Source organism: Azospirillum soli (genome assembly GCF_017876165.1).
GTDB lineage: Bacteria > Pseudomonadota > Alphaproteobacteria > Azospirillales > Azospirillaceae > Azospirillum > Azospirillum soli.
This window is the reverse complement of the sequence record NZ_JAGINQ010000015.1, coordinates 78,962-99,806: the sequence shown is the minus strand read 5'-3', so window position 1 is coordinate 99,806 and position 20,845 is coordinate 78,962. Positions and strand designations below refer to the sequence as shown.

Annotated in this window: 20 protein-coding genes; 7 read left to right on the top strand and 13 right to left on the bottom strand. The window is 66.5% G+C overall.

Annotated elements, in window-relative coordinates; translation table 11 throughout:
• Window positions 1-118 precede the first annotated feature (118 nt).
• Window positions 119-760 carry a phasin family protein gene (locus tag J2852_RS21660; protein WP_209879584.1) on the top strand — a complete coding sequence of 214 codons (642 nt, stop codon included), beginning with the start codon at window positions 119-121 and terminating at the stop codon, window positions 758-760.
• 70 nt (window positions 761-830) lie between these two features.
• Here the strand turns inward: J2852_RS21660 and J2852_RS21655 are convergent, their stop codons facing one another.
• Window positions 831-2,348: a bifunctional metallophosphatase/5'-nucleotidase gene (locus tag J2852_RS21655; protein WP_209879581.1), complete on the bottom strand. Its 1,518-nt coding sequence runs from the start codon at window positions 2,346-2,348 to the stop codon at window positions 831-833.
• Between the two features lie 120 nt (window positions 2,349-2,468).
• Between J2852_RS21655 and J2852_RS21650 the strand changes: the two genes are divergently transcribed.
• Window positions 2,469-3,182 carry a type 1 glutamine amidotransferase gene (locus J2852_RS21650; protein WP_209879578.1) on the top strand — a complete coding sequence of 238 codons (714 nt, stop codon included), beginning with the start codon at window positions 2,469-2,471 and terminating at the stop codon, window positions 3,180-3,182.
• A gap of 16 nt (window positions 3,183-3,198) precedes the next feature.
• Here the strand turns inward: J2852_RS21650 and J2852_RS21645 are convergent, their stop codons facing one another.
• The 8 genes from J2852_RS21645 to J2852_RS21610 form a co-directional block, all read right to left on the bottom strand.
• Window positions 3,199-4,101, bottom strand: coding sequence for a branched-chain amino acid ABC transporter permease (locus tag J2852_RS21645; protein ID WP_425514400.1), 903 nt, complete (start codon window positions 4,099-4,101; stop codon window positions 3,199-3,201).
• A gap of 78 nt (window positions 4,102-4,179) precedes the next feature.
• The gene (locus J2852_RS21640) at window positions 4,180-5,067 is read right to left on the bottom strand and encodes a branched-chain amino acid ABC transporter permease (RefSeq protein ID WP_209879572.1); all 888 of its coding nucleotides are present in this window, start codon (window positions 5,065-5,067) and stop codon (window positions 4,180-4,182) included.
• 87 nt (window positions 5,068-5,154) lie between these two features.
• Complete coding sequence (locus J2852_RS21635; protein ID WP_209879569.1) at window positions 5,155-6,384, bottom strand: ABC transporter substrate-binding protein; 1,230 nt, start codon at window positions 6,382-6,384, stop codon at window positions 5,155-5,157.
• Between the two features lie 36 nt (window positions 6,385-6,420).
• Window positions 6,421-7,128, bottom strand: coding sequence for an ABC transporter ATP-binding protein (locus J2852_RS21630; RefSeq protein ID WP_246499895.1), 708 nt, complete (start codon window positions 7,126-7,128; stop codon window positions 6,421-6,423).
• Complete coding sequence (locus J2852_RS21625) at window positions 7,121-7,876, bottom strand: ABC transporter ATP-binding protein (protein ID WP_209879566.1); 756 nt, start codon at window positions 7,874-7,876, stop codon at window positions 7,121-7,123. Before J2852_RS21625 ends, J2852_RS21630 begins: the two co-directional genes overlap by 8 nt.
• A 105-nt stretch (window positions 7,877-7,981) precedes the next feature.
• A complete protein-coding gene (locus J2852_RS21620) occupies window positions 7,982-9,259 on the bottom strand; it encodes a cation:proton antiporter (RefSeq protein ID WP_209879562.1) in 1,278 nt (425 codons plus the stop codon).
• A gap of 250 nt (window positions 9,260-9,509) precedes the next feature.
• Window positions 9,510-9,983 carry a MarR family winged helix-turn-helix transcriptional regulator gene (locus J2852_RS21615; RefSeq protein WP_014240398.1) on the bottom strand — a complete coding sequence of 158 codons (474 nt, stop codon included), beginning with the start codon at window positions 9,981-9,983 and terminating at the stop codon, window positions 9,510-9,512.
• 544 nt (window positions 9,984-10,527) lie between these two features.
• Window positions 10,528-11,607 carry an enoyl-CoA hydratase/isomerase family protein gene (locus tag J2852_RS21610; protein WP_209879559.1) on the bottom strand — a complete coding sequence of 360 codons (1,080 nt, stop codon included), beginning with the start codon at window positions 11,605-11,607 and terminating at the stop codon, window positions 10,528-10,530.
• 222 nt (window positions 11,608-11,829) lie between these two features.
• Between J2852_RS21610 and J2852_RS21605 the strand changes: the two genes are divergently transcribed.
• The 3 genes from J2852_RS21605 (at window position 11,830) to hemB (ending at window position 14,823) form a co-directional block, all read left to right on the top strand.
• A complete protein-coding gene (locus J2852_RS21605; RefSeq protein ID WP_209879557.1) occupies window positions 11,830-12,750 on the top strand; it encodes a diacylglycerol/lipid kinase family protein in 921 nt (306 codons plus the stop codon).
• Between the two features lie 16 nt (window positions 12,751-12,766).
• On the top strand, window positions 12,767-13,669 hold the full coding sequence (locus J2852_RS21600; RefSeq protein ID WP_343206797.1) for a metallophosphoesterase family protein: 903 nt from the start codon (window positions 12,767-12,769) through the stop codon (window positions 13,667-13,669).
• Between the two features lie 140 nt (window positions 13,670-13,809).
• Window positions 13,810-14,823, top strand: a complete 1,014-nt coding sequence (gene hemB, locus J2852_RS21595) for a porphobilinogen synthase (RefSeq protein ID WP_209879554.1) — start codon at window positions 13,810-13,812, stop codon at window positions 14,821-14,823.
• A 17-nt stretch (window positions 14,824-14,840) separates the two neighbouring features.
• On the opposite strand, the gene J2852_RS21590 is transcribed toward hemB, so the two are convergent.
• The 3 genes from J2852_RS21590 to dapA form a co-directional block, all read right to left on the bottom strand.
• The gene (locus tag J2852_RS21590; RefSeq protein WP_209879552.1) at window positions 14,841-15,869 is read right to left on the bottom strand and encodes a class I SAM-dependent methyltransferase; all 1,029 of its coding nucleotides are present in this window, start codon (window positions 15,867-15,869) and stop codon (window positions 14,841-14,843) included.
• A 64-nt stretch (window positions 15,870-15,933) separates the two neighbouring features.
• Complete coding sequence (gene smpB, locus J2852_RS21585) at window positions 15,934-16,410, bottom strand: SsrA-binding protein SmpB (protein ID WP_209879550.1); 477 nt, start codon at window positions 16,408-16,410, stop codon at window positions 15,934-15,936.
• 34 nt (window positions 16,411-16,444) lie between these two features.
• On the bottom strand, window positions 16,445-17,320 hold the full coding sequence (gene dapA, locus J2852_RS21580) for a 4-hydroxy-tetrahydrodipicolinate synthase (RefSeq protein WP_209879548.1): 876 nt from the start codon (window positions 17,318-17,320) through the stop codon (window positions 16,445-16,447).
• 30 nt (window positions 17,321-17,350) lie between these two features.
• Between dapA and J2852_RS21575 the strand changes: the two genes are divergently transcribed.
• Both J2852_RS21575 and J2852_RS21570 read left to right on the top strand, forming a co-directional pair.
• Window positions 17,351-19,345 carry a lytic transglycosylase domain-containing protein gene (locus J2852_RS21575; protein ID WP_209879546.1) on the top strand — a complete coding sequence of 665 codons (1,995 nt, stop codon included), beginning with the start codon at window positions 17,351-17,353 and terminating at the stop codon, window positions 19,343-19,345.
• A gap of 266 nt (window positions 19,346-19,611) precedes the next feature.
• The gene (locus J2852_RS21570; RefSeq protein WP_209879544.1) at window positions 19,612-19,839 is read left to right on the top strand and encodes a hypothetical protein; all 228 of its coding nucleotides are present in this window, start codon (window positions 19,612-19,614) and stop codon (window positions 19,837-19,839) included.
• On the opposite strand, the gene mltG is transcribed toward J2852_RS21570, so the two are convergent.
• On the bottom strand, window positions 19,836-20,822 hold the full coding sequence (gene mltG, locus J2852_RS21565; protein WP_209879539.1) for an endolytic transglycosylase MltG: 987 nt from the start codon (window positions 20,820-20,822) through the stop codon (window positions 19,836-19,838). The genes J2852_RS21570 and mltG overlap by 4 nt on opposite strands.
• Window positions 20,823-20,845: the final 23 nt, after the last annotated feature.

Here is a 20,845-nt window from a genome sequence, read left to right as displayed (position 1 = left end):
TTGGTCGTTGACTGGCGTGATATAGGGCTGGCTTGTGTCGCGGTGCACAAAAATCGCCGGCGCAAAGAAAATGGAGGGAACGTCCAGAACGGACGAAACGCAATCAGGAGCGAGGCAGATGGCAGCAGACAAGGACGCTCAGACGGCCACCCGCGATGCGGCGACCAAGGCGCGAGGAATCGCCGAGGACACCGCGAGGGCCGGAGAGGCGACCACGAGGCGTGCCGCCGACGCGGCGCGTTCAATGACCGAGGAAGGGGCGGACGCCACCCGCCGCATGGCCGAGGCCGGGGCCCAAGCCGGGGCCGAGATGACCCAGCGCGGTGCGGAAACCGCGCGCAACCTGATGGGACAGGCGAGCCAGGTCGCTGGTCAGACGACCGAACAGTTCAACCGCATGATGGGCTTCTCGGCGGAAGCGCAGGGCGAGGTCGCCCAGCAGGCCCAGCAAAACATGGACGTCATGGTCCAGTGCAGCAGCGTGCTGATGGACGGCATGCAGTCGATCTGGCGCGAATGGCTGGCCTTCGCGCAGGAAGCCATGGCCCGCAACGCGGACGGCCTCAACGCGATGATGCGCAGCCGTTCGGTCCAGGACTTCTACGCCGCCCAAAGCGAAATGGTGAAGGACGAGGTCGCGTTGCTGCTGAACCGCAGCGTCAAGGTCTCCGAACTCTCGGCGAGAACCGCGAACGACGCGGTGCGCCGCCTGAACGCCCGGACGGAGGCCGCTGCCCGGCAGACCCGCCGCAGCGCCTGATACGATCCGGCACGATCCATCCTGGCCTTGCGCCCCCGGTCTTCCCGACCGGGGGCGTCTTTTTTCCGGTCTACTTCGCGACGATGCGGCCTTCCACCTTCGGGGCCACCGTCTTTCTGGCCTCAACGTAGTTCATGACCATGGTCGCCATCAGAACGGCACCCGACGGATCGACGATGATCTTGCCGCGCGTCAGCGGCCCGTACCCGTCGCCGCCCTTCAGCATGTAATCGTTGGTCGCGACCTTGTAGGTGGCGTCCGGATCCAGCGGCTTGCCGCCGACCGTCACGTCCGTCACGCGCGAGCCGAACGGCAGCTTGGGGTCGTAGGTGAAGGTCAGGCCCGACACCTGCGGGAAGCGCCCGGCCTTCTCCTCCACCTTCGACACGCCGTGTTCCAGGGCGGAGCGCAGGTCGATGCCCTTCAGCTCGGTCAGGACGCCGACGTTGCCGAAGGGAAGCTCCGCGAAGATGTCCTTGCGCGTGATCCTCGACCCCGCCGGGTGCAGCGCGTCGGCGCGGATGCCGCCGCCGTTGGTGATGGCGACGTCGGCCTTCAGCCCGTCGCGCAGTGCGTCGGCGATCAGGTTGCCCATGCTGGCCTCCCGCGTGCGCACGACGTCCTTGCGGCTGTCCAGCTCCGTTTCCGTCGTGCCGATGGCCACCGCCATGCTGTTGTCGAGCTGGTCGGTGTAGGTCTTGACCAGCGCCGCGACCTCCGCGTCCGGGGCGACGCCCGCCGTGGTGGCGAACTTCCATTCCGTCGGGACGACCGTGGTCGCCGGCCCCTTGTCGGTCTGCTTCGTGCTGACGGAAAGGTCCACGACGCCGAGGTAATGGCCGTCGTGCCCGGCCTTCAGGATCAGGGTGGAGCCTTCGTGGAAGCTGATCGGGTCGTGGTCATGGCCACCCAGGATCAAGTCGATTCCCTTCACCTTGGACGCCAGTTCCCGGTCGTCCTCGATGGTCAGGTGGGTCAGCGCGACGACGACATGGGCGCCCTCGGCCTTCAACTGCTTGACCGCCGCCGTCGCGGTTTCCTTCACGTCGGCGAATTTTACATCCGGGCCGGCGCTGGCCAGATGCGCGGTCTCCGGCGTGAGGACGCCGAGGAAGCCGACCTTCACGTCGCCGACCGTCTTCGTCCAGGTCGCGACCGACCCGGCGAAGGGCTTGCCGTCCGTCCCCAGCACGTTGGTGCCGAGCCACGGAAACTTCGATTCACCAATCCGAGCTTTCAGCGCTTCGTTGCCGAAATCGAATTCGTGATTGCCGAAGGTGACAGCGTCCACGCCGACCGCGTTGAACAGCGCGATCATCTGCGCGCCCTGCGTCGTCCCCGACAGCAGCGAGGGCGACAGGAAATCGCCGCCGACCGTGGTGACGGCGTTCGCGCTGCGCTGGCGTTCCTGCCGCAGCAGCGTCATCAGCGGGGCGAAGCCGCCCTGGCCCTTCACCGGTGCGATCTCGTAGATGTCGTTGACGTGCAGAAAGGTCAGCGTGCCGTTCTGCGCCATGCCCGCCGCCGGAAGCAGCAGGGTTCCGGCGAGCGCCGCCGCACCGGCCAGCGCGCGAAGCCTGATGAACATCGGTTTCTTCGTCTCCCCTCGGCTTTCGGGTGGCGCGCATAGCCGCGTTGCGCCGCTTGATTTCAGGCCCGCCGCTCATCATTAAGACAGGCGGGGCTCATCACGGAACTATACACCGACATGCGCATTCTGGTCGTTCAGAACAACCGAACCGCTCCGGCGGGCATCGTCGGCGCGGCGCTGGCCGAGTACGGCGCGACCCTCGTCACCGTCGCCGCGAATGAAGGGGAAGCCTTGCCTCCGGCACCCGACGGCTACGCCGGTCTGGTGGTTCTGGGGGGTCCGCAGGACGCCTGGGACGACGCGCAGGGGCCGCATTTCCCGCAGGTGATGGACCTCATCCGTGGCTTCGCCGCCGAGGACCGGCCGGTGATGGGCATCTGCCTGGGCGCCCAGCTGGCCGCCCGCGCCTTCGGTGCCCGCGTCTATCGCCATTCTGTGGCGGAACTCGGCGTCGCCCGCGTGGACCTCACCGAAGCCGCGTCGTCGGACCCGCTGCTGGCCGGGCTGGAGCGCCAACAGCATCTCGTGCAGTGGCACTACGACACCTTCGACCTGCCGGACGGCGCCGTTCCCCTGGCCCGCAACGAGGAGTGCGAGCGGCAGGCCTTCCGCCTCGGCTCGGCGGTCTACGCCTTCCAGTTCCATCCGGAGGCCACGGCCGGAATCGTCCAGGGCTGGGCGTCCCGGTTCGGGGAAGAAGCGCGGGAGCGCAACCGCGCGGTGCTCGACGGCCTCGACGTGGCGCTGGCGACGCATCTGCCGGCGGCGGAACGCTTCGCCCGCACGGTGACCCGCCGCTGGCTCGATCTCGTGGAGGAACGGCAGCGCTGATGGTGGGCCGCCGGCATTACCCCCGGCGGGAACGCATGCGGGCGATGATCTCGCCGACGATGCCGCGGCGGAACAGCAGCACGCACACCACGAAGATCGTGCCGATCACCACGGGGACCGGCAGGTTGGTCGCGGCCAGATAGTTCTCCAGAGTCACCACAAGCGCGGCGCCGATCACCGGGCCGAACAGAGTGCCCATGCCGCCGAGAAGCGTCATCAGCACGACCTCGCCCGACATCTGCCACTGCACGTCGGTCAGCGTGGCGAGCTGGAAGACGATCGCCTTGGTGCCACCGGCCAGCCCGGTCAGCGCGGCGGAGAGAACGAAGGCCAGAAGCTTGTACTGGTCGGTGCGGTATCCCAGCGAGATCGCGCGCGGCTCGTTTTCACGGATGGCCTTCAGGACCTGACCGAAGGGCGAATGCACGGTGCGCCAGATCACGATGAAGCCGAACAGGAAGACGACCAGCACCGTGTAGTACATGGCGAGCGGCTGGGTCAGGTCGATCACGCCGAACAGCATGCCGCGCGGCACCGCCTGGATGCCGTCCTCACCATGGGTGAAGGGCAACTGCAAGGCCATGAAATAGATCATCTGGGCCAGCGCCAGCGTGATCATGGCGAAGTAGATGCCCTGGCGGCGGATCGCCAGCATGCCGAACACCAAGCCGAGCGTTGCGGAAAAGGCGGCGCCCAGCAGGATGCCGAGTTCCGGCGACAGGCCCCAGACCTTCACCGTGTGGGCGGTGATGTAGGCCGCCCCACCGAAGAAGGCGGCGTGGCCGAAGGACAGAAGGCCGGCGAAGCCGATCAGCAGGTTGAAGGCGCAGGCGAACAGCGCGAAGCACAGCACCTTCATCAGGAACACGGGATACAGAACGAAGGGTGCGGCCAGCAGAATCGCCAGACCGACCAGCATCCAGACGCCGGTCGAGGACGCCAGCGTCCCGCTGCCGACCGCTTCGCGGCTCACACCATGGGTTTCGGTTGCCATGCCTCACCTCTCCCGCCCGAACAGGCCGGCGGGCTTGATCATCAGCACCACGGCCATGATGACGAACACGACGATGTTGGACGCCTCCGGATAGAAGACCTTCGTCAAACCTTCCAACAGACCGAGGCTGTATCCCGTCAACACGGCGCCGAGAATCGAACCCATGCCGCCGATCACCACCACCGCGAACACCACGATGATGAGGTTGGAGCCCATCAAGGGGCTGACCTGATAGATGGGCGCCGCCAGCACGCCGGCCAGTCCCGCCAGCGCGACGCCGAAGCCGTAGGTCAGCGTGATCATCACCGGCACGTTGATGCCGAAGGCCTGGACGAGGACAGGATTTTCGGTCGCGGCGCGGAGATAGGCGCCGAGCCGGGTGCGCTCGATGGCGAACCAAGTGCCGAGGCACACGACCAACGATGCCACGACCACCCAGCCCCGATAGTTCGGCAGGAACATGAAGCCGAGGTTCTGGCCGCCGGTCAATTCCCTGGGAATCGGGTAGGGCTGGCCCGACACGCCGTAGAAATGGCGGAAGGCGCCTTCGACGATCAGCGCGAGGCCGAACGTCAGCAGCAGGCCGTAGAGGTGGTCCAGCTTGTAAAGCCGGCTGAGGAAGAGCTTTTCCAGCACCACGCCGAACGCCCCGACAATCAGCGGCGACAGCGCCAGCGCCCACCAGTAGCCGAGACCGAGTTGGGTCAGCAGCAGCCACGCAACGAAGGCGCCCAGCATGTAGAGGGCGCCGTGCGCGAAGTTGATGACGTTCAGCAGGCCGAAGATGACCGCCAGCCCAAGGCTGAGCATGGCGTAGAAGGACCCGTTGATCAGCCCCAGCAAAAGCTGCCCGAACAGCGCCTGGGGCGGGATGCCGAAGATGGTGGACATGTCCGTGTCCTCCTGCTGTCGCGGCCCCCTCACCCCAACCCCTCTCCCACGAGGGGGGAGGGGTTTTCCGGGCAAGGGATGCGGGACTTACTGCGTCAGCTTGCAGCCGCTCTCCGCGATGCTGGCGAAGGCCTCATCGCCGGGGATGGTGCGGATGATCTCGTAATAATCCCACGGGCCCTTGGACTCGCTGGGCTTCTTCACGCGGGCCAGATACATGTCGTGGACCATGCGGCCGTTGGCGAGGATCTTGCCGTTCTTGGCGAACATGTCGTTGACCGGCATCTCCTTCATCTTCGCGACCACCGCCGGGCCGTCATCGGTGCCGGCCGCTTCAATGGCCTTCAAGTAGTGGCGCACGGCCGAATAGCTGCCGGCCTGGACCATGGTCGGCATCTTGCCGGTCTTGGCCTTGTACTTCTCCGACCAGGCGCGCTTCTCGTTGTCCATGTCCCAATAGAAGCCGGTGGTCAGGACGAGGTCCTGCGACACCTGGAGCCCCAGCGCGTGGACGTCGGACAGGAAGATCAGCAGGCCGGCCAGCTTCTGCTTGCCGCCCTGCATCAGGCCGAATTCCGACGCCTGCTTGATGGAGGTGATGGTGTCGCCACCGGCGTTGGCAAGGCCGATGACGTCGGCGCCGGAGGATTGCGCCTGCAACAGGAAGGAGGAGAAGTCCGCCGTGTTCAGCGGGGCGCGGACGGAACCCTTGATCGTGCCGCCGGCCTTCTTCACCTCGGCCGCCGTGTCGGCTTCAAGCTGATGGCCGAAGGCGTAGTCGGCGGTCAGGAAGAACCAGGACTTGCCGCCTTCCTGCACCATGGCGCGGCCGGTGCCGACCGCCAGCGCACGGGTGTCGTAGGCCCAGTGAACGCCGGTCGGCGAGCAGGCGTCACCGGTCAGGCGTGACGTCGCCGGGCCTTCCGCCAGGAAGACCTTCTTCTTTTCGCGCGTTACCTCCTGCACGGCCAGCGCGACACCGGAGTTCGGCACGTCCACGATCACGTCCACGCCGTCGCGGTCGATCCATTCGCGCGAGATGTTGGAACCGATGTCCGGCTTGTTCTGGTGGTCGGCGGCGATGACCTCGATGGACTTGCCGAGCACCTTGCCGCCCATCTCCTCCACCGCCATGCGGACGGCGACGACCGAGCCTTCGCCGCCCAGGTCGGCGTAGAGGCCGGAGCGGTCGTTCAGAACGCCGATCTTAATGACGTCACCGGAAACCTTGCCTTGCTGGGCGTGCGCCGTGCCGACAGCCGTTGTACCGACAGCCAGTGCGGCCAGCGCGGCCCCCGTCAAAAGACGTGCAATCATTTCCATCCCTCCCCGTTCAGCTTTGTGGTTGTCAGCTCAGACACCGAGATAGGCGTGAAGCTTCTCCATGTTGGTGGCGAGCTGGTCGTTGGGAATCATGTCCACGACGTGGCCTTCCTCCATCACGTAATGGCGGTCGGCGATGGTCGAGGCGAAGCGGAAATTTTGTTCGACGAGCACGATGGTGAAGCCGCGCTGCTTGAGCTTGCGCACCGCCACGCCGATCTGCTCGATGATGACCGGGGCCAGCCCCTCGGTCGGCTCGTCCAGCAGGATCAGGGTGGCGCCGGTGCGCAGGATGCGCGCGATGGCCAGCATCTGCTGCTCGCCACCGGACAGGCGCGTGCCCTGGGTGGTGCCGCGCCCCTTCAGATTGGGGAACAGCTCGTAGATCTGCGGCACCGTCATGCCGCCGTCCTTGACCACCGGCGGCAGCACGAGGTTCTCATCGACCGACAGCGACGAGAAGATGCCGCGCTCCTCCGGGACATAGCCGATGCCCAGGCGCGGGATTTTGTGCTGGGCCATGCCGATCAGCTCGCGGCCCTGGAAGGTGATGGAGCCGGTGCGCTTGCCGACGATGCCCATGATCGAGCGCATCGTCGTGGTCTTGCCGGCGCCGTTGCGGCCGAGCAGCGTCACCACCTCGCCCTGCCGCACCTCCAGGTTGACGCCGTGCAGCACATGGCTTTCGCCGTAAAAGGCGTGCAGGTCGCGGATTTCCAGCATGGCCACGTCAGGCATGGGCACTCCCCATGTAGGCTTCCCGCACCTTCGGGTGGCGCGAGACGTCGGAATAGGCGCCCTCGGCCAGAACCTCCCCACGGGCGAGCACGGTGATCCAGTCCGACAGGTCGGAAACGACGGACAGGTTGTGTTCCACCATCAGGATGGTGCGGTTGGCCGAGACCCGCTTGATCAGCGCGGCAATGCGCCCGATGTCCTCGTGCCCCATGCCGGCCATGGGCTCGTCCAGCAGCATCATCTCCGGTTCCAGGGCCAGCGTCGTGGCGATCTCCAGCGCGCGCTTGCGGCCGTAAGGCAGTTCGGCCGCCGGAAGGTCGGCGTAGCCGGCGAGGCCGACATCCTCCAGCAACTCCATGGCCCGGCCGTTCAGCCGGTTGAGGCCCGATTCCGGGCGCCAGAAATGAAAGGAGTTGCCGAGCGGCCGTTGCAGCGACACGCGCACATTCTCCAGCACGGTCAGGTGCGGGAAGACGGCGGAGATTTGAAAGGAGCGGATGATGCCCATGCGCGCCACATCGGCCGGCTTCACCGCCGTGATGTCGCGCCCGTTGAAGAGGATCTGCCCGGCGCTGGGCTGAAGAAACTTGGTCAGAAGGTTGAAGACGGTAGTTTTTCCGGCCCCGTTGGGACCGATCAGCGCGTGGATGGACCCTCGGCGTACCCGCAGGGTGACGTCGCGCACGGCGACGAACCCACGGAACTCCTTGGTCAGGCCGCGCGTCTCAAGGATCACGTCACCTGCCATTTCCCCCCGTTCCCTTTCGCGCGGCGTTCGAAGCACCGCTTTTTGTTGGCACCGGTGCCGAACAGTTTGCCACGCGGACGGCTCACGGAAAGAACATCAAACAGCTTATCCCGATCGGCCTAGCACATGCCCCCCAGCCGCCGCTTCTCGCTGGTTACCCCGTCGGCGCGCGTGGTCGAGCGCGCGCATCACCGGCGTGACCGTGGTGCCGTGGACGACAATGGACACCAGCACGACGAAGCCGATCACCGCCCAAAGCTGGTTGGGAACGCCGAAATGCGCGTTGTTCAGCGCGAAGGCCAGGTAATAGAAGGACCCCATCCCCCGAATGCCGAAGAAGCCGATGGCGAGCTTCTCCCCCAACGGGATCGGCATGCCCCACAGCCCGGCCAGACCGGCCAGGGGCCGCACCGCGAACAGGATCAGGATCGTCGCAATCACGTCGGTCCATGTCAGCGGGATCAGCAGACCACGCGCCAGCGCGCCGCCGAACAGGACCAGCAGAAGCATCATCAGAAGACGCTCGGTCTGCTCGATGAAGTCGTGGAGTTTCTCGTGGTACTCGTGGTTGCGCTCCTCGTGGCGCAGGGACAGGGCGGCGACGAAGACGGCCAGGAAGCCATAGCCGTGCGCAAGCTCGGTCACGCCATAGGCGATCAGCGTGATCCCCAGCGACACGAAACCGTCGCCGGTGCGCGACAGCTTCGCCCGGTTCGGCAGCCGGAAGGTGGCGATGCCCAGCGCCTTGCCGACCAGCCAGCCCACGCCGACTCCCGCCGCCAGCTTCCACACCACGTCGATGCCCAGCCACTCCAGCGTCCAGAGGCCGGGCGTGGTGCTGTAGAGCGCCTTGGCGATGGCGAGGTTGGTGAAGGGAAAGGCAAGACCGTCGTTCAGCCCGGCCTCCGAGGTCAGGCTGAAGCGGATATCATCCTCCTCCCCCGACTTTGGCGGACCGACCTGAACGTCGGAGGCGAGCACGGGGTCGGTCGGCGCCAGCGCCGCGCCCAGCAGCACGGCGACGGGGACGGGCAGGCCCAGCACGCCCCAACCGATCAGCGCGATCAGCAGGATCGACAGCGGCATGGTGATGCCGAGCAGCCGCCACGTCACCATCCAGGACCGCCATCCCGGCACCCGGTCCAGCTTCAGGCCCGCGCCCATCAGGGCGACCAGCACGATCAGCTCGGTCAGCCGCTCCGTCGCCACGGGGTATTTGAGCGGGTCGGGCGTTTCAAGGCCGGCCGCCTGGAAGACGAGAAAGCCGAAAACAACGCAGACGATGGGCAGCGACAGCGGCAGTTCCTTCAACAGCATCGGCAGCCATGCCACCAGCAGAATCAGGAAGCCCACGCAGACAAGAGCGACGATGTAGGAGGACATGCGCTTCCGGCCAACTCCGTCCATTCACGGAGGATCAACGCCGAAAGGAGGAATTCGGCTCGCGGAAGCTCACCCGCCGCGGCGCGGCGGGCGTACTCGAAAACTGGATATGATTTGAGGAAATTTCACTCAAGCATACGCGGCCGGATTGGGCCGCATACCGACTCGGAGCGCGCCCGCACCGGCGAAATGCCGGGGGCGCGCCCGTTTCAAACGCAGGAGCCGGAAACCGCGGGTTGCGACCTGGAGATCAGGCCGCGGACGTCAGCGGAAAACCGCTGTAGTCCAGGGAGGCCGACCAGAAGCGTTCGAGCTTGCGCAGGGTCTCGTTCGCCTTGACCAGTTCCTCGTCGCTGAAGCCGGCCTTCTCCAACGCCGTCAGGTGGCGTTCGAACATGCGGCTGATCTTTTCGCGGAGGTCGAGGCCCTTTTCCGACAGGCGGACGCGCACCGACCGGCGGTCGTGCGGCGAACGCTCCTGCCCCAGGTAGCCGTTCTCGACCATCTTCTTCACGTTGTACGACACGTTCGAGCCGAGATAGTAACCGCGCGCCGTCAACTCGCCGACGGTCATCTCGTCTTCGCCGATGTTGTACAGAATCAGGCTCTGGACGTTGTTTATGTCCTGGATACCGAGCCGGTCCAGCTCGGTCTTAAGCACCTCAAGAAAGTGGCGGTGAAGCCGTTCAATCAAGAGGATGCTTTCGTAGTAGGGTTTGCGCACCGCGGTCTCCTTTGGCTCGTACCGGACATGGGCCGACCTGTGGCCTTTCCGGGTCCTTAAGACGAGATTAACCGATCATTCGTCGGTAATCATCTCAATAATGCCGGAAAAGTCCATTCCGGACCGTCCTGAATTGTGGAAAATGGGTGTAAGGCGTGGCGGAACGTCCCCAACCGGAGATACCGCCTGGGTTGCGCACCCGCCCGATGCATGCCGTTCGGCGGCGTGGCGGCGGTGATTTCCAGCCGGGAGTGATTTTCAGCCGGGGGTGGCGAGACGCCAGGGGGCATGGTCCCTGAAGACCAGACATGGGGCGGGGCTTGGCGCCAGCCGTGATGAACGCAGCCATTTCCATCGCCGCCCTCCCCAACCGTCAGAAACTCAATTGTCCGCGCCCCGTAGGTCCGGGGTCTTGTTCGCTCGTCCCTTGTTTGTGACTGCAACCGCCGCGTTTGAGACAAGTCCCGCAGGGATTTCCCCTTACTAACGCTCAAGGGCGCGGAAAGTGCCCGCGCCCCCGTACGTTGCAAGTGCGATTTTCCTGTCAGTCCTTGAATTCAAGATCGCCGCCGGGAGCTTCGGCGAAATGACGCTCCACATCGGCGCGGGAGACACCGGCGAGATCGGCGGGGTTCCAGCGCGGGTTCTTGTCCTTGTCCACCAGAACCGCCCGGATGCCCTCGTAGAAGTCATGGCCGCCAAGAAGGCAGGCAAGGCTGAGACGAAGCTCCTGCTTCATGCAGCCGTCGAAGTCGAGCGTGCCGCCGCGCCGGATGGCCTCCAGCGTGATCTTCAGGCTGGTCGGCGACACGCGCTTGAGCGTGGCGGCCTGGGCGGCGGCCCACTCCGTTCCTTCCGACTCCAGGGCGGCCAGAATGGCTTCGACCGTGTCGTGGGCATAGCAGCGGTCGATCGCGTCGCGGTGCGCGGCCAGGGGGGCGTCGCCGGGCTGTTCCTTGTGGCGGGCGATGGCCTCGTCGGCGGCGACGCCGTCCGCCAGGGCGGCGATGAGCGATTCGATCTTGGCGCTGGGAACGAAGGCGTCGGCCGCGCCGATGTTCAGCAGGTCCGCCGCCTTCAGACGGTCGCCGGTCAGGCCCAGCCAGGTGCCGACCTGCCCCGGAAGGCGCGGCAGGAAGTAGGTGCCGCCGACGTCCGGGTAAAGGCCGATTCCGGTTTCCGGCATGGCGAACAGCGTGCGCTCCGTCACCACGCGGTGCGAGCCGTGCTGCGACAGGCCGACGCCGCCGCCCATGGAGATGCCGTCGATCAGCGCGACATAGGGCTTCGGGTAGTTCTTGATAAGGCGGTTGAGGACATACTCCTCGCTGAAGAAGGCGCGAATGGCCGAGCCGTCGCCCTGCCCCGCGCGCGCCGCCTTGCCCGCCTCGTACAGGCTGACCACGTCGCCGCCGGCGCAGAAGGCCTTCTCGCCGGCACCCTGCACGACCACCGCCTTGACCTCCGGATCGGCCGCCCAGGCCCGCATCTGCGGGTCCATCTGGCGAATCATGCCCAGGGTCAGCGCGTTCAGCGCCTTCGGACGGTTCAGCGTGACGAGACCGATGGAGCCACGGCGTTCGAACAGGATTTCGGCGGGGAGAATTTCGGCAGCGTCATTCATGGGATTGCTTGTTCTCGTTTGTGCGTTGCGGGAGCGTTGTCCTTCCGGCCCGCGATGATACGGGCCGAACGCCGCGTGTCAAATCGCGACCCATGCGAGGCACGCGCCGCAGAGTGGCGGAACATTAGTGGCGGAAGACCAGTGGCGGAACACCGCACCCGTCTTGTCCGTTGCGCGGCAGCGCTCATGTTTCCCCAAGGCTGACGGAAAGGCACGAAACGAATGAAGGCGGCCATCGTCCTCAACCGGTCCGCGGGCACGCTGGCCGGCCGGCCCATCGACGACACGGTGGAGTCGATCCGCGCCGCCTTCGAACGGCAGGGCGCGGAGGTGAAGCTGGCCACCGTGGAACCCGCCGCCTGCACGGAGGAGATCCAGCGTGCTCTTGATTCCGATGCCGACACGGTGATCGTCGGCGGCGGCGACGGGACCATCCACACGGCGGTCAACATGCTGCTGCCGACCGGCAAGGCCATGGGGATCCTGCCGCTCGGCACGCTGAACCTGCTGGCGCGCGATCTCGGAACCCCGCTGGATCTGGACGAGGCCGTGCAGGCCCTGGCCGACGGGGAGAAGCGCGCCATCGACGTGGCGGAGGTGAACGGGGAGGTGTTCCTGAACAGCTCCGTTCTCGGCTTCTATCCCATGGTCGTGCAGGAGCGGGAGGAGAAGCGGCGCCGCCACCGCCTGCTGAAATGGCCGGCCGCCGCCGTCGCCATGGGCAAGGCGCTGTACCGGCTGCCGATGCTGGACGTGCGCATCGACTGGGGCGACGGACCGCGCCGGGTGCGCACGCCGGTGCTGGCCGTGTCCAACGACCCGTACGACGCCAGTGCCGGCAGCCTGTTGGTGCGCCGCTCGGTGCTCGATTCCGGCAAGCTGGGCGTCTATGTGGCGCGGCACCGCGACGCCTGGGCGATGCTGCGCCTGATGGGCCGCACGGTGTTGGGAACCTGGCAGCAGGATGAGGAGTTGGAAACGTTGACCGCCACCCAGTTGACCGTGCACAGCCGGCGGCGGCGGTTGAAGATGGTCAACGATGGCGAGGTGCGGCAGATGGAGCAGCCGCTGCATTACCGGATCCGGCCCAAGGCGCTGACGATCCTCGCCCCGAAGGCCAATCCATCGAGTGGAACGCCGTGAAGACGAGTGTGACGCCGTGAAGACCCTGGCCCACATCTCCGACCTGCATTTCGGCCGCATCGACCCGCATGTGGTCGAGGGGCTGCTGGCCGACCTGACCGCCGCGAAGCCGGACCTGATCGTCATCTCCGGCGACCTTGTCCAGCGCGCCAAGGCCAGGCATTTCGAAGAGGCGCGCGCCTTCCTGCAACGCCTGCCCTTCCCCTATCTGGTGGTGCCGGGCAACCACGACATCCCGGTCTACAACGTGGTGCGGCGGTTCATCGACCCGTTCGGCAACTACAAGCGCTACATCAGCCGCGACCTCAGCCCGTTCCACGTCGATTCCGAGATCGCGGTGCTGGGCATCAACACGGCGCGCTCGGTCATCATGGATTTTTCCGAAGGGCGCATGAACAAGGCGCAGATCCAGCGCGTGCGCGAAGTGTTCTGCGCCCTGCCCGAGACGGTCTTCAAGGTGCTGTTCACCCATCACCCCTTCCTGCCGCCGCCGGACGCGCCGGGGACGAAACTGGTCGGCCGGCACAAGCTGGCCCTGCCGGCGCTTGAGAGTTGCGGGGTGGATCTGCTGCTGGCCGGGCACCTGCATAAGGCCTATTCCGGCGACATCATGACCCACCACACCCAGGTCGCCCGCTCCATCCTGGTGGCGCAGGCCTCCACCGCGACCTCCACCCGCCTGCGCAACGAGGCGAACGCCTACAACCTCATCACCATCGCCCCGCCGCGCGTGACCTTCGAGGTGCGCTCGTGGGAGGGAGCGGCCTTCACCGGCGGCCTCGTCTCCACATGGCGCAAGGACTCGCACCGCTGGCTGATGGAGGCGCAGGATTCGGGATTCAGGCCTGTGCCACCGACGCCGTTCGATGGCCTTCATCAAACGACGCCGGTCCAACCCGACAGCACTTTGCGCGGCTGAGCGCGAGAGCGGCATGCGGCCGGCCGACCATGAAAACAACCATGCGCCGGCCGCATGGGTGGTGCGGCTTGAGTCGGCGCACCCAAGGGGCGTAGGATCGCGCCGCACGCTTTAAGAGCATTCGTCAGGTTCCCCGCCCCATGCCCTCTCCGACCTTTCGCTCGTCGTCCGCCTTCCCGCGCACCCGCCTGCGCCGCAACCGCGCCGACGCCTGGACCCGCCGCCTCGTCGCCGAGAACACGCTGACCGTGGACGACTTGATCTGGCCGGTCTTCGTCATCGAGGGCGAGAACCGCCGCGAGCCCGTGGCCTCCATGCCGGGCGTGGAGCGCCTGACCATCGACCTGCTGATCGAAGCGGTCGGTGAGGCCGGCAACCTGGGCATTCCCTGCGTCGCCCTGTTCCCCGTCGTCGGCGCCGAGGGCAAGTCGGAGGACGCCGCCGCCGCCTACGATCCGAACAACCTGATGAACCGCGCCATCCGCGCGCTGAAGGCCGCCGTTCCGGAGGTCGGGATCCTGGGTGATGTGGCGCTCGACCCCTACACCAGCCACGGGCACGACGGCATCGTGCGCGACGGCTACGTCCAGAACGACGAGACGGTCGAGGTGCTGGTCCGCCAAGCCCTGTCCCAGGCCGACGCCGGCGTGGACATCATCGCCCCGTCCGACATGATGGACGGCCGCATCGCCGCCGTTCGCGATGCGCTTGACGCCCAGGGGCATGAGCTGGTGCGCGTCTGCTCCTACGCCGCCAAGTACGCGTCGGCCTTCTACGGCCCGTTCCGCGACGCCGTGAACTCCGGCGGGTTCCTGAAGGGCGACAAGAAGACCTACCAGATGAACCCGGCCAACACCGACGAGGCCCTGCACGAGGTGGCGCTGGACCTTCAGGAAGGGGCCGACATGGTGATGGTCAAGCCCGGCCTGCCGTATCTGGACATCATCCGCCGCGTGAAGGACAGCTTCGCCGTGCCGACCTTCGCCTACCATGTGTCCGGCGAATACGCGATGCTGAAGGCCGCCGCGCTGAACGGCTGGATGGATTACGACAAGGCGCTGATGGAAACCCTGATGGGCTTCAAGCGCGCGGGCACCGACGCGATCCTGACCTACGGCGCCGTCGATGCGGCGCGCCTGCTGAAGCAGGGATAAGAGGAAGAAAGGGCGCGCTACTTCGGCGTGCCCTTCCACACCTGGAACTGCGGCGTTTCGAGCAGCAGGTCGGCGTGACCGAAGGCGGTCTTGAACAGCTTGCCGACGCCGGCCGTCCGCTGCGTGACGGCGACCAAGGAGCCGCGCAGTTTCAAATACTGCTTGGTGCCGGCGACCAGCGCCTCCAGCATGCCGAAATCCTCGTCCTTGCCGCGATGGAGCGGCGGGTTGGAGAGGATCAGGCCGAACCGCTCCCGCGTGCCGAGGCCGGACAGCCCGTCGCTGAGGACGTATTCGGCGTCGGGAACGTTCTGGCGGGCGGCGTGGAGCGCGACCGCGTCGATGTCCAGCAGGGTCAGGCGCGCGTCAGGCGTGCGCTCCCGCACCGCCCGCGTGATGACGCCCGCGCCACAGCCGAAATCGAGCACGGCGGTGCCCGGCGCGATCTCCGGCAGGACCTTCAGCAGACATTCGGTGCCGGCGTCCAGATGCCCGTGGGCGAACAGGCCGGGGTAGGAGACCAGCGACAGGGGATCGCCATGGCCGGGAACGGCAACCGTGACGGTCTCCCGCCAATCCTCAAGGTTGCCCTTGGCCGGCGCATCGGTGCGGCGGGTCTCCAGCACGCGGGCGCGGCGTTTGATGGTCAGCGTCTCGGCGCCGTCCACCAGCCCGTCGAACCGCTTTGGTGCCGAGGTGATGCCCTCGTCGTTGCTGCCGACGATCCACAGCGGAGCGCCGGGCGCAAGGCGGGAGGCCAGCGCGTGCAGCGCCATTTCGAACGCCGCCCAGCCGCGCGGCAAGCGCAGGACGGCCCCGTCGAACGGCCCTTGGACGGGCCAGGGCGTGGCCGGCTTGCCGTCCAGCGCCAGCCGGTTCCAGGACACGACCTGCGCACCGCCTTCGGCCAGAGCCTCTTCCATGGCCCCGTCGGAGTCGCCCGCGACGAGGATGCGGCCCTGCGGGCGGCGTTCGGACAGCGCTTCGGCGGCGACTCCGGCCACCGTGGATTCACGGTCCGTCGCGCGGTTGGACAGTCGGCTCACTGCTGGTCTCTCAATGTCCTGAATTCCCTCTCCCCAGAGGGGAGAGGGAGATAAGGGAATAGGCTCAGCCCTTGTCGCGCATCAGGCGCGCCTTGTCGCGCTGCCAGCTGCGTTCCTTCTCGGACTCGCGCTTGTCGTGCTTCTTCTTGCCGGTGGCGACGCCGACCTGAAGCTTCGCGATGCCGCGGTCGTTGAAATAGACCTGCATCGGTATCAGCGTCACACCCTTCTGCTTGATGGCGCCCATGAGCTTGTTCAGCTCGCGCTTGCGCACCAGCAGCTTGCGCGGCCGCTTGACCTCGTGCTGAAGCCAGCGGCCCGCTTGCAGATATTCGGGGATGTACGCGTTGAACAGGTACAGTTCCCCGCCCTTGAGGCCGGCGTACGCCTCGTTGATGCTGGCACGGCCGCCGCGCAACGACTTCACCTCGGTGCCGGTCAGCATCAGACCGGCCTCCAGGGTGTCTTCGATGAAGTAGTCGAAGCGCGCGCGGCGGTTCTGTGCCGCTATCCGCCTTGGTTCTGGCTCGCGCGCGGCCACGTCTTTCTCCTCCTGAAGCCTCTGGTGCCGTCGCTTACGACAACAGGCCGGCCTGCTTCATGGCCTCGCGCACGGTCGTACGCGTGGCTTCCGATGCCGGGACCAGCGGCAGGCGCACCTCGTCGGTGGACTTGCCCAGCAGGCTGGCGGCGTACTTCACCGGGGCCGGGCTGGTCTCCACGAACATCGAATCGTGCAGCGGGGTCAGCAGGTCGCGGTACTTGTACGCCGTGGCGAGGTCGCCCTGGCGCCAAGCGTCCTGCATGGCCGCGCACTGCGCCGGGGCGATGTTGGCCGTCACGGAGATGCACCCCACCCCGCCCTGCGCGTTGAAGGCCAGCGCCGTCACGTCCTCGCCCGACAGCTGGATGAAGTCGGGGCCGACCTCCTGAATCAGGCGGGCCGGGCGGGCCAGATCGGCCGTCGCGTCCTTTACGCCGATGATGTTCGGCAGCTTGGCGAGACGGGCCATCGTTGCCACCGACATATCCACGACACTGCGGCCGGGAATGTTGTAGATAACGATCGGCAAATCCGCCGCGTCATGGATCGCTTTGAAATGCTGGTACAGACCTTCTTGCGTCGGCTTGTTGTAATAGGGCGTCACCACCAGAGCCGCCGTTGCGCCGGCCTGCTTGGCGTGCTTGGTGAGCGAAATCGCCTCCTCGGTGGAGTTGGAGCCGGTGCCGGCGATGACCGGGACCTTGCCGCCGGCCGCCTCGATGCACAGCTCGACCACGCGGTTGTGCTCCTCGTGGGAGAGCGTGGGCGACTCACCGGTGGTGCCGCACGGAACGAGACCGTGGGTGCCCTGCGCAACCTGCCACTCGACGAAGGACTGGAAGGCGGCCTCGTCCACTTTCCCGTTTTTGAACGGGGTCAAAAGAGCGACGATGGAACCGTACAACATGCCTGCCACCTCCGACGGACTGCAAGAAAAGTGTCGCGCACCTTAGCCGCCCCGACCTTCCTGGGCAAGAGCGCCCGAAACGCTCTGGCCGCATCCCTGACCGCCTTTCTGCTGCTGACCACCGCGCCCGTCGCCGCGGCCAGCCTGACCGCGCAGGACGTCACCATTTATCGGCAGGCCTTTAAGACCGCCGACGACGACCGGCACGACGAGGCGTTGCGCATCGCGTCGCAGGCCAGGGAGAAGCTGCCGGCCAAGGTGATCCGCTGGATGGCGCTGGCCGCACCGGGCGGTGGCAGCTTCGACGAGATATCCTCCTTCATCCGCGAGAACGGCGACTGGCCCAACCAGGCGCAGCTGCGCCGGCAGGCCGAGAAGGCCATGCCCATCGACCTGGACGAGGACCGGGTGCTCGCCTGGTTCAAGCAGTATCCGCCGCTGACCGCCGAGGGCTTCCTACGCTACGCCGACACGCTGATGGCGACCGGCAACGCCGACCGCGCCGTGAAGCTGGTGCGCGAGCGCTGGATCGAGGCCAACATGACGCCAACGGACGAAGAGGCGTTCCTCGGCCGTTACCGCTCGCACCTGCGCCCGCAGGACCACAAGGCGCGCATCGACCGGCTGCTGTGGGAAAGGCAGGAAGCGGCGGTGCGGCGCATGCTGCCCTTCTTCGACGAGGCTTATGACCTGTTGATTGAGGCGCGGATTGCGCTGGACAGCGATTCCAAGAACGCCGACGCGGCGCTGGCCCGCGTGCCGGCATCCTTGCGCAACGACCCCGGCCTGCTGTTCGACCGCGCCCGCTACCGCCGCCGCAAGGGCGACGACGCCGGAGCCCTGGAGATCCTGACCCAGGCGCCCAAGGACATGGGCCGGCCGCAGGCTTGGTGGACCGAGCGGCACATCCTGGCCCGCCGTTCCATCGAACGGGGCGATTACAACCTCGCCTACCGGCTGGTGAAGGCGCACGGCCAGACTGAGGGCAATGGCGTCGCCGAAGCGGAGTTCCTGGCCGGTTTCCTGGCGCTGCGATACCTCGACAACCCGTCCGACGCCTTCGGGCATTTCCACAAGCTTTACCGGTCGGTGAGCGCCCCGATCAGCAAGGCGCGCGGCGCCTACTGGTGCGGGCGAGCGGCCGAGGCGCTGGGCGAGACCGCGCAGGCCAAGGACTGGTACGCCAAGGCCGCACAGTACGGCACGACCTTCTACGGCCAGCTCGCCGCCCGGCACACCGGCGGCACCGGGCGCATCGACCTGCCGGCCGAGCCCCGCGTGTCGAACGCCGACGCGACCGCCTTCGAACGCCGCGAGGTGGTCCGCGCCGCCCGCATGCTGGCGGAGATCGAAGGCAAGGAGGACGAGCGGGTGACCGCCTTCCTGCGCCGCATCAGTCTCGATTCGAAGGAGCCGGCCGACTATGTGCTGGCCGCCAAGCTGGCGCGCGAGGTCGGGCGCCGCGATCTGGCCGTAGCCGCCGCCAAGGACGCCGCGCAGAACGACGTGTTCCTGGTCGAGGCCGGCTATCCGATGATCGACGCGCGGCCGAGCGCGCCGGAAATCGCGCTGGTCCACGCCATCATCCGGCAGGAAAGCACCTTCAACACCGCCATCGTGTCGTCGGCCGGCGCGCGTGGGCTGATGCAGCTGATGCCGGGCACAGCGCAACTGGTCGCCACAAAGCTGGGGCTGAAGCACAACAACACCAAGCTGACCAGCGATCCCGACTACAACGTGAAGCTCGGATCGGCCTATCTGGCGGATATGATCGACCGCTTCAACGGGTCCTACGTCATGGCGATCGCCGCCTACAACGCGGGGCCGACGCGGGTGCGGCAGTGGATCGACACCTACGGCGACCCGCGCACCGAAGCCATCGACGTCGTGGACTGGATGGAGCTGATCCCGATTTACGAGACCCGCAACTATGTCCAGCGCGTCATGGAGGCGATGCTCGTCTATCGAGCCCGCATCCAGGGTGGCAAGGCCGACCTGAACCTGGACAAGGAATTGCGCCGGTAACGAATTCGGCATTGCGCATCGCAGGCTGGGCCGTGCTTCGGTCGGCCCAGCCTGCGGCCATTCAATACCCCAAGTGCAAACCACAAAACATCACAGCACTCACATCAAATACAGTTTCGAATTCGAGCAATTGTCAAAAGTGGTAACCCGTATTACCATCGAGCCGATACATTGCATTTAAAGTTTCATTAACCGGAACTGGCGCTAAATCCCCTCAGCACGCAGAACAGTGCCATGCCTATTCCGTGAAAGGGGAGCACCCGATTATGTCCGCACCGATGATTTCCGATGAAGTCCGCCACGCCTGCCGCATCCACGCGCGCCTTCTGGACTCCTTCATTGCCCTGACGGAACAGGAGCTGACCCAGCTCGCCCCCGGCTTCGCGGAAGAAAGCCTCCTGGAGTCCCTGGAAAAGCTGCGCGCCGCGCGCAAGTCCTATGGCAGCCTCGGCGGCGTGCTCCCGGTCGATCTGAAGGCGTCGAACGCCGCTTAATCCTGACCGGAATCGCCGTTCTGACGGCGCTGAACGTCGCGCCACTTGGCGACGTTCCTGTTGTGGTCGGGCAGCGTCTTGGCGAACACATGGCCGCCGCTGCCGTCCGCAACGAAATACAGGAAGTCATGCCGTTCCGGATGCAGCGCCGCCTGGATGGAAGCGCGCCCCGGATTGGCGATGGGGCCCGGCGGCAGCCCGGCCACATGGTAGGTGTTGTACGGCGATTCGAACTTCCAGTCGGCGCGGGTCAGGGCACGGCCCAATTCCCCGCTGCCGTCGGTCAGGGCGAAGATCACCGTCGGATCGGACTGGAGCTTCATGCCCGTTTCCAGACGATTGACGAAGACGCCGGCCACCTTGGCCCGCTCGTCCGCCACGCCGGTTTCCTTCTCGACGATGGAGGCCAGCGTCAGCGCCTGCTGCGGCGTCTCGAAGGGCAGATCCTTGGACCGCTCCTTCCACGCTTCCGCCAGGGCCTGTTCCATACCGCGCTGCATGCGCTCGATCAGCGCCGCGCGGGTATCGCCGTAGGAATAGTGATAGGTCTCGGGCAACAGGCTGCCGTTCTTCGGCACGGCCTTCACCTCGCCCGACAGAGCCGGCTCCTTGTCCAGCAGCGCCACCACCTGCGCGGAGGTCAGCCCTTCCGGCACGGTGAAGCGGCGCACCACCGTCCGCCCCTGGCGCATGATGTCGAGAACGCCGTCGATGCTGATGCCGGCCGGAAAGGCGTATTCGCCGGCCTTCAGGCCGCCGGCCAGCTTGGCGCCACCGATGAACAGAAGCGGGGAATCCACGACTCCCGCCTCGCTCAACGTCAGCGCAATCGTTTCAAGCCCGCTGCCGCGCGGGATGGCCACCGTCGTCGGGTGCTCCAGCGGTCCGGGGGCCATGATGCGCAGGGCACCCCAGAAGGCGGCGGCGATGCAGGCGGTGATCGCGGCGAGTCCGACCGCCGCGATCCGGAGGCGCCAGCCCATCCGGCCAACTCCTCAGACAGTCG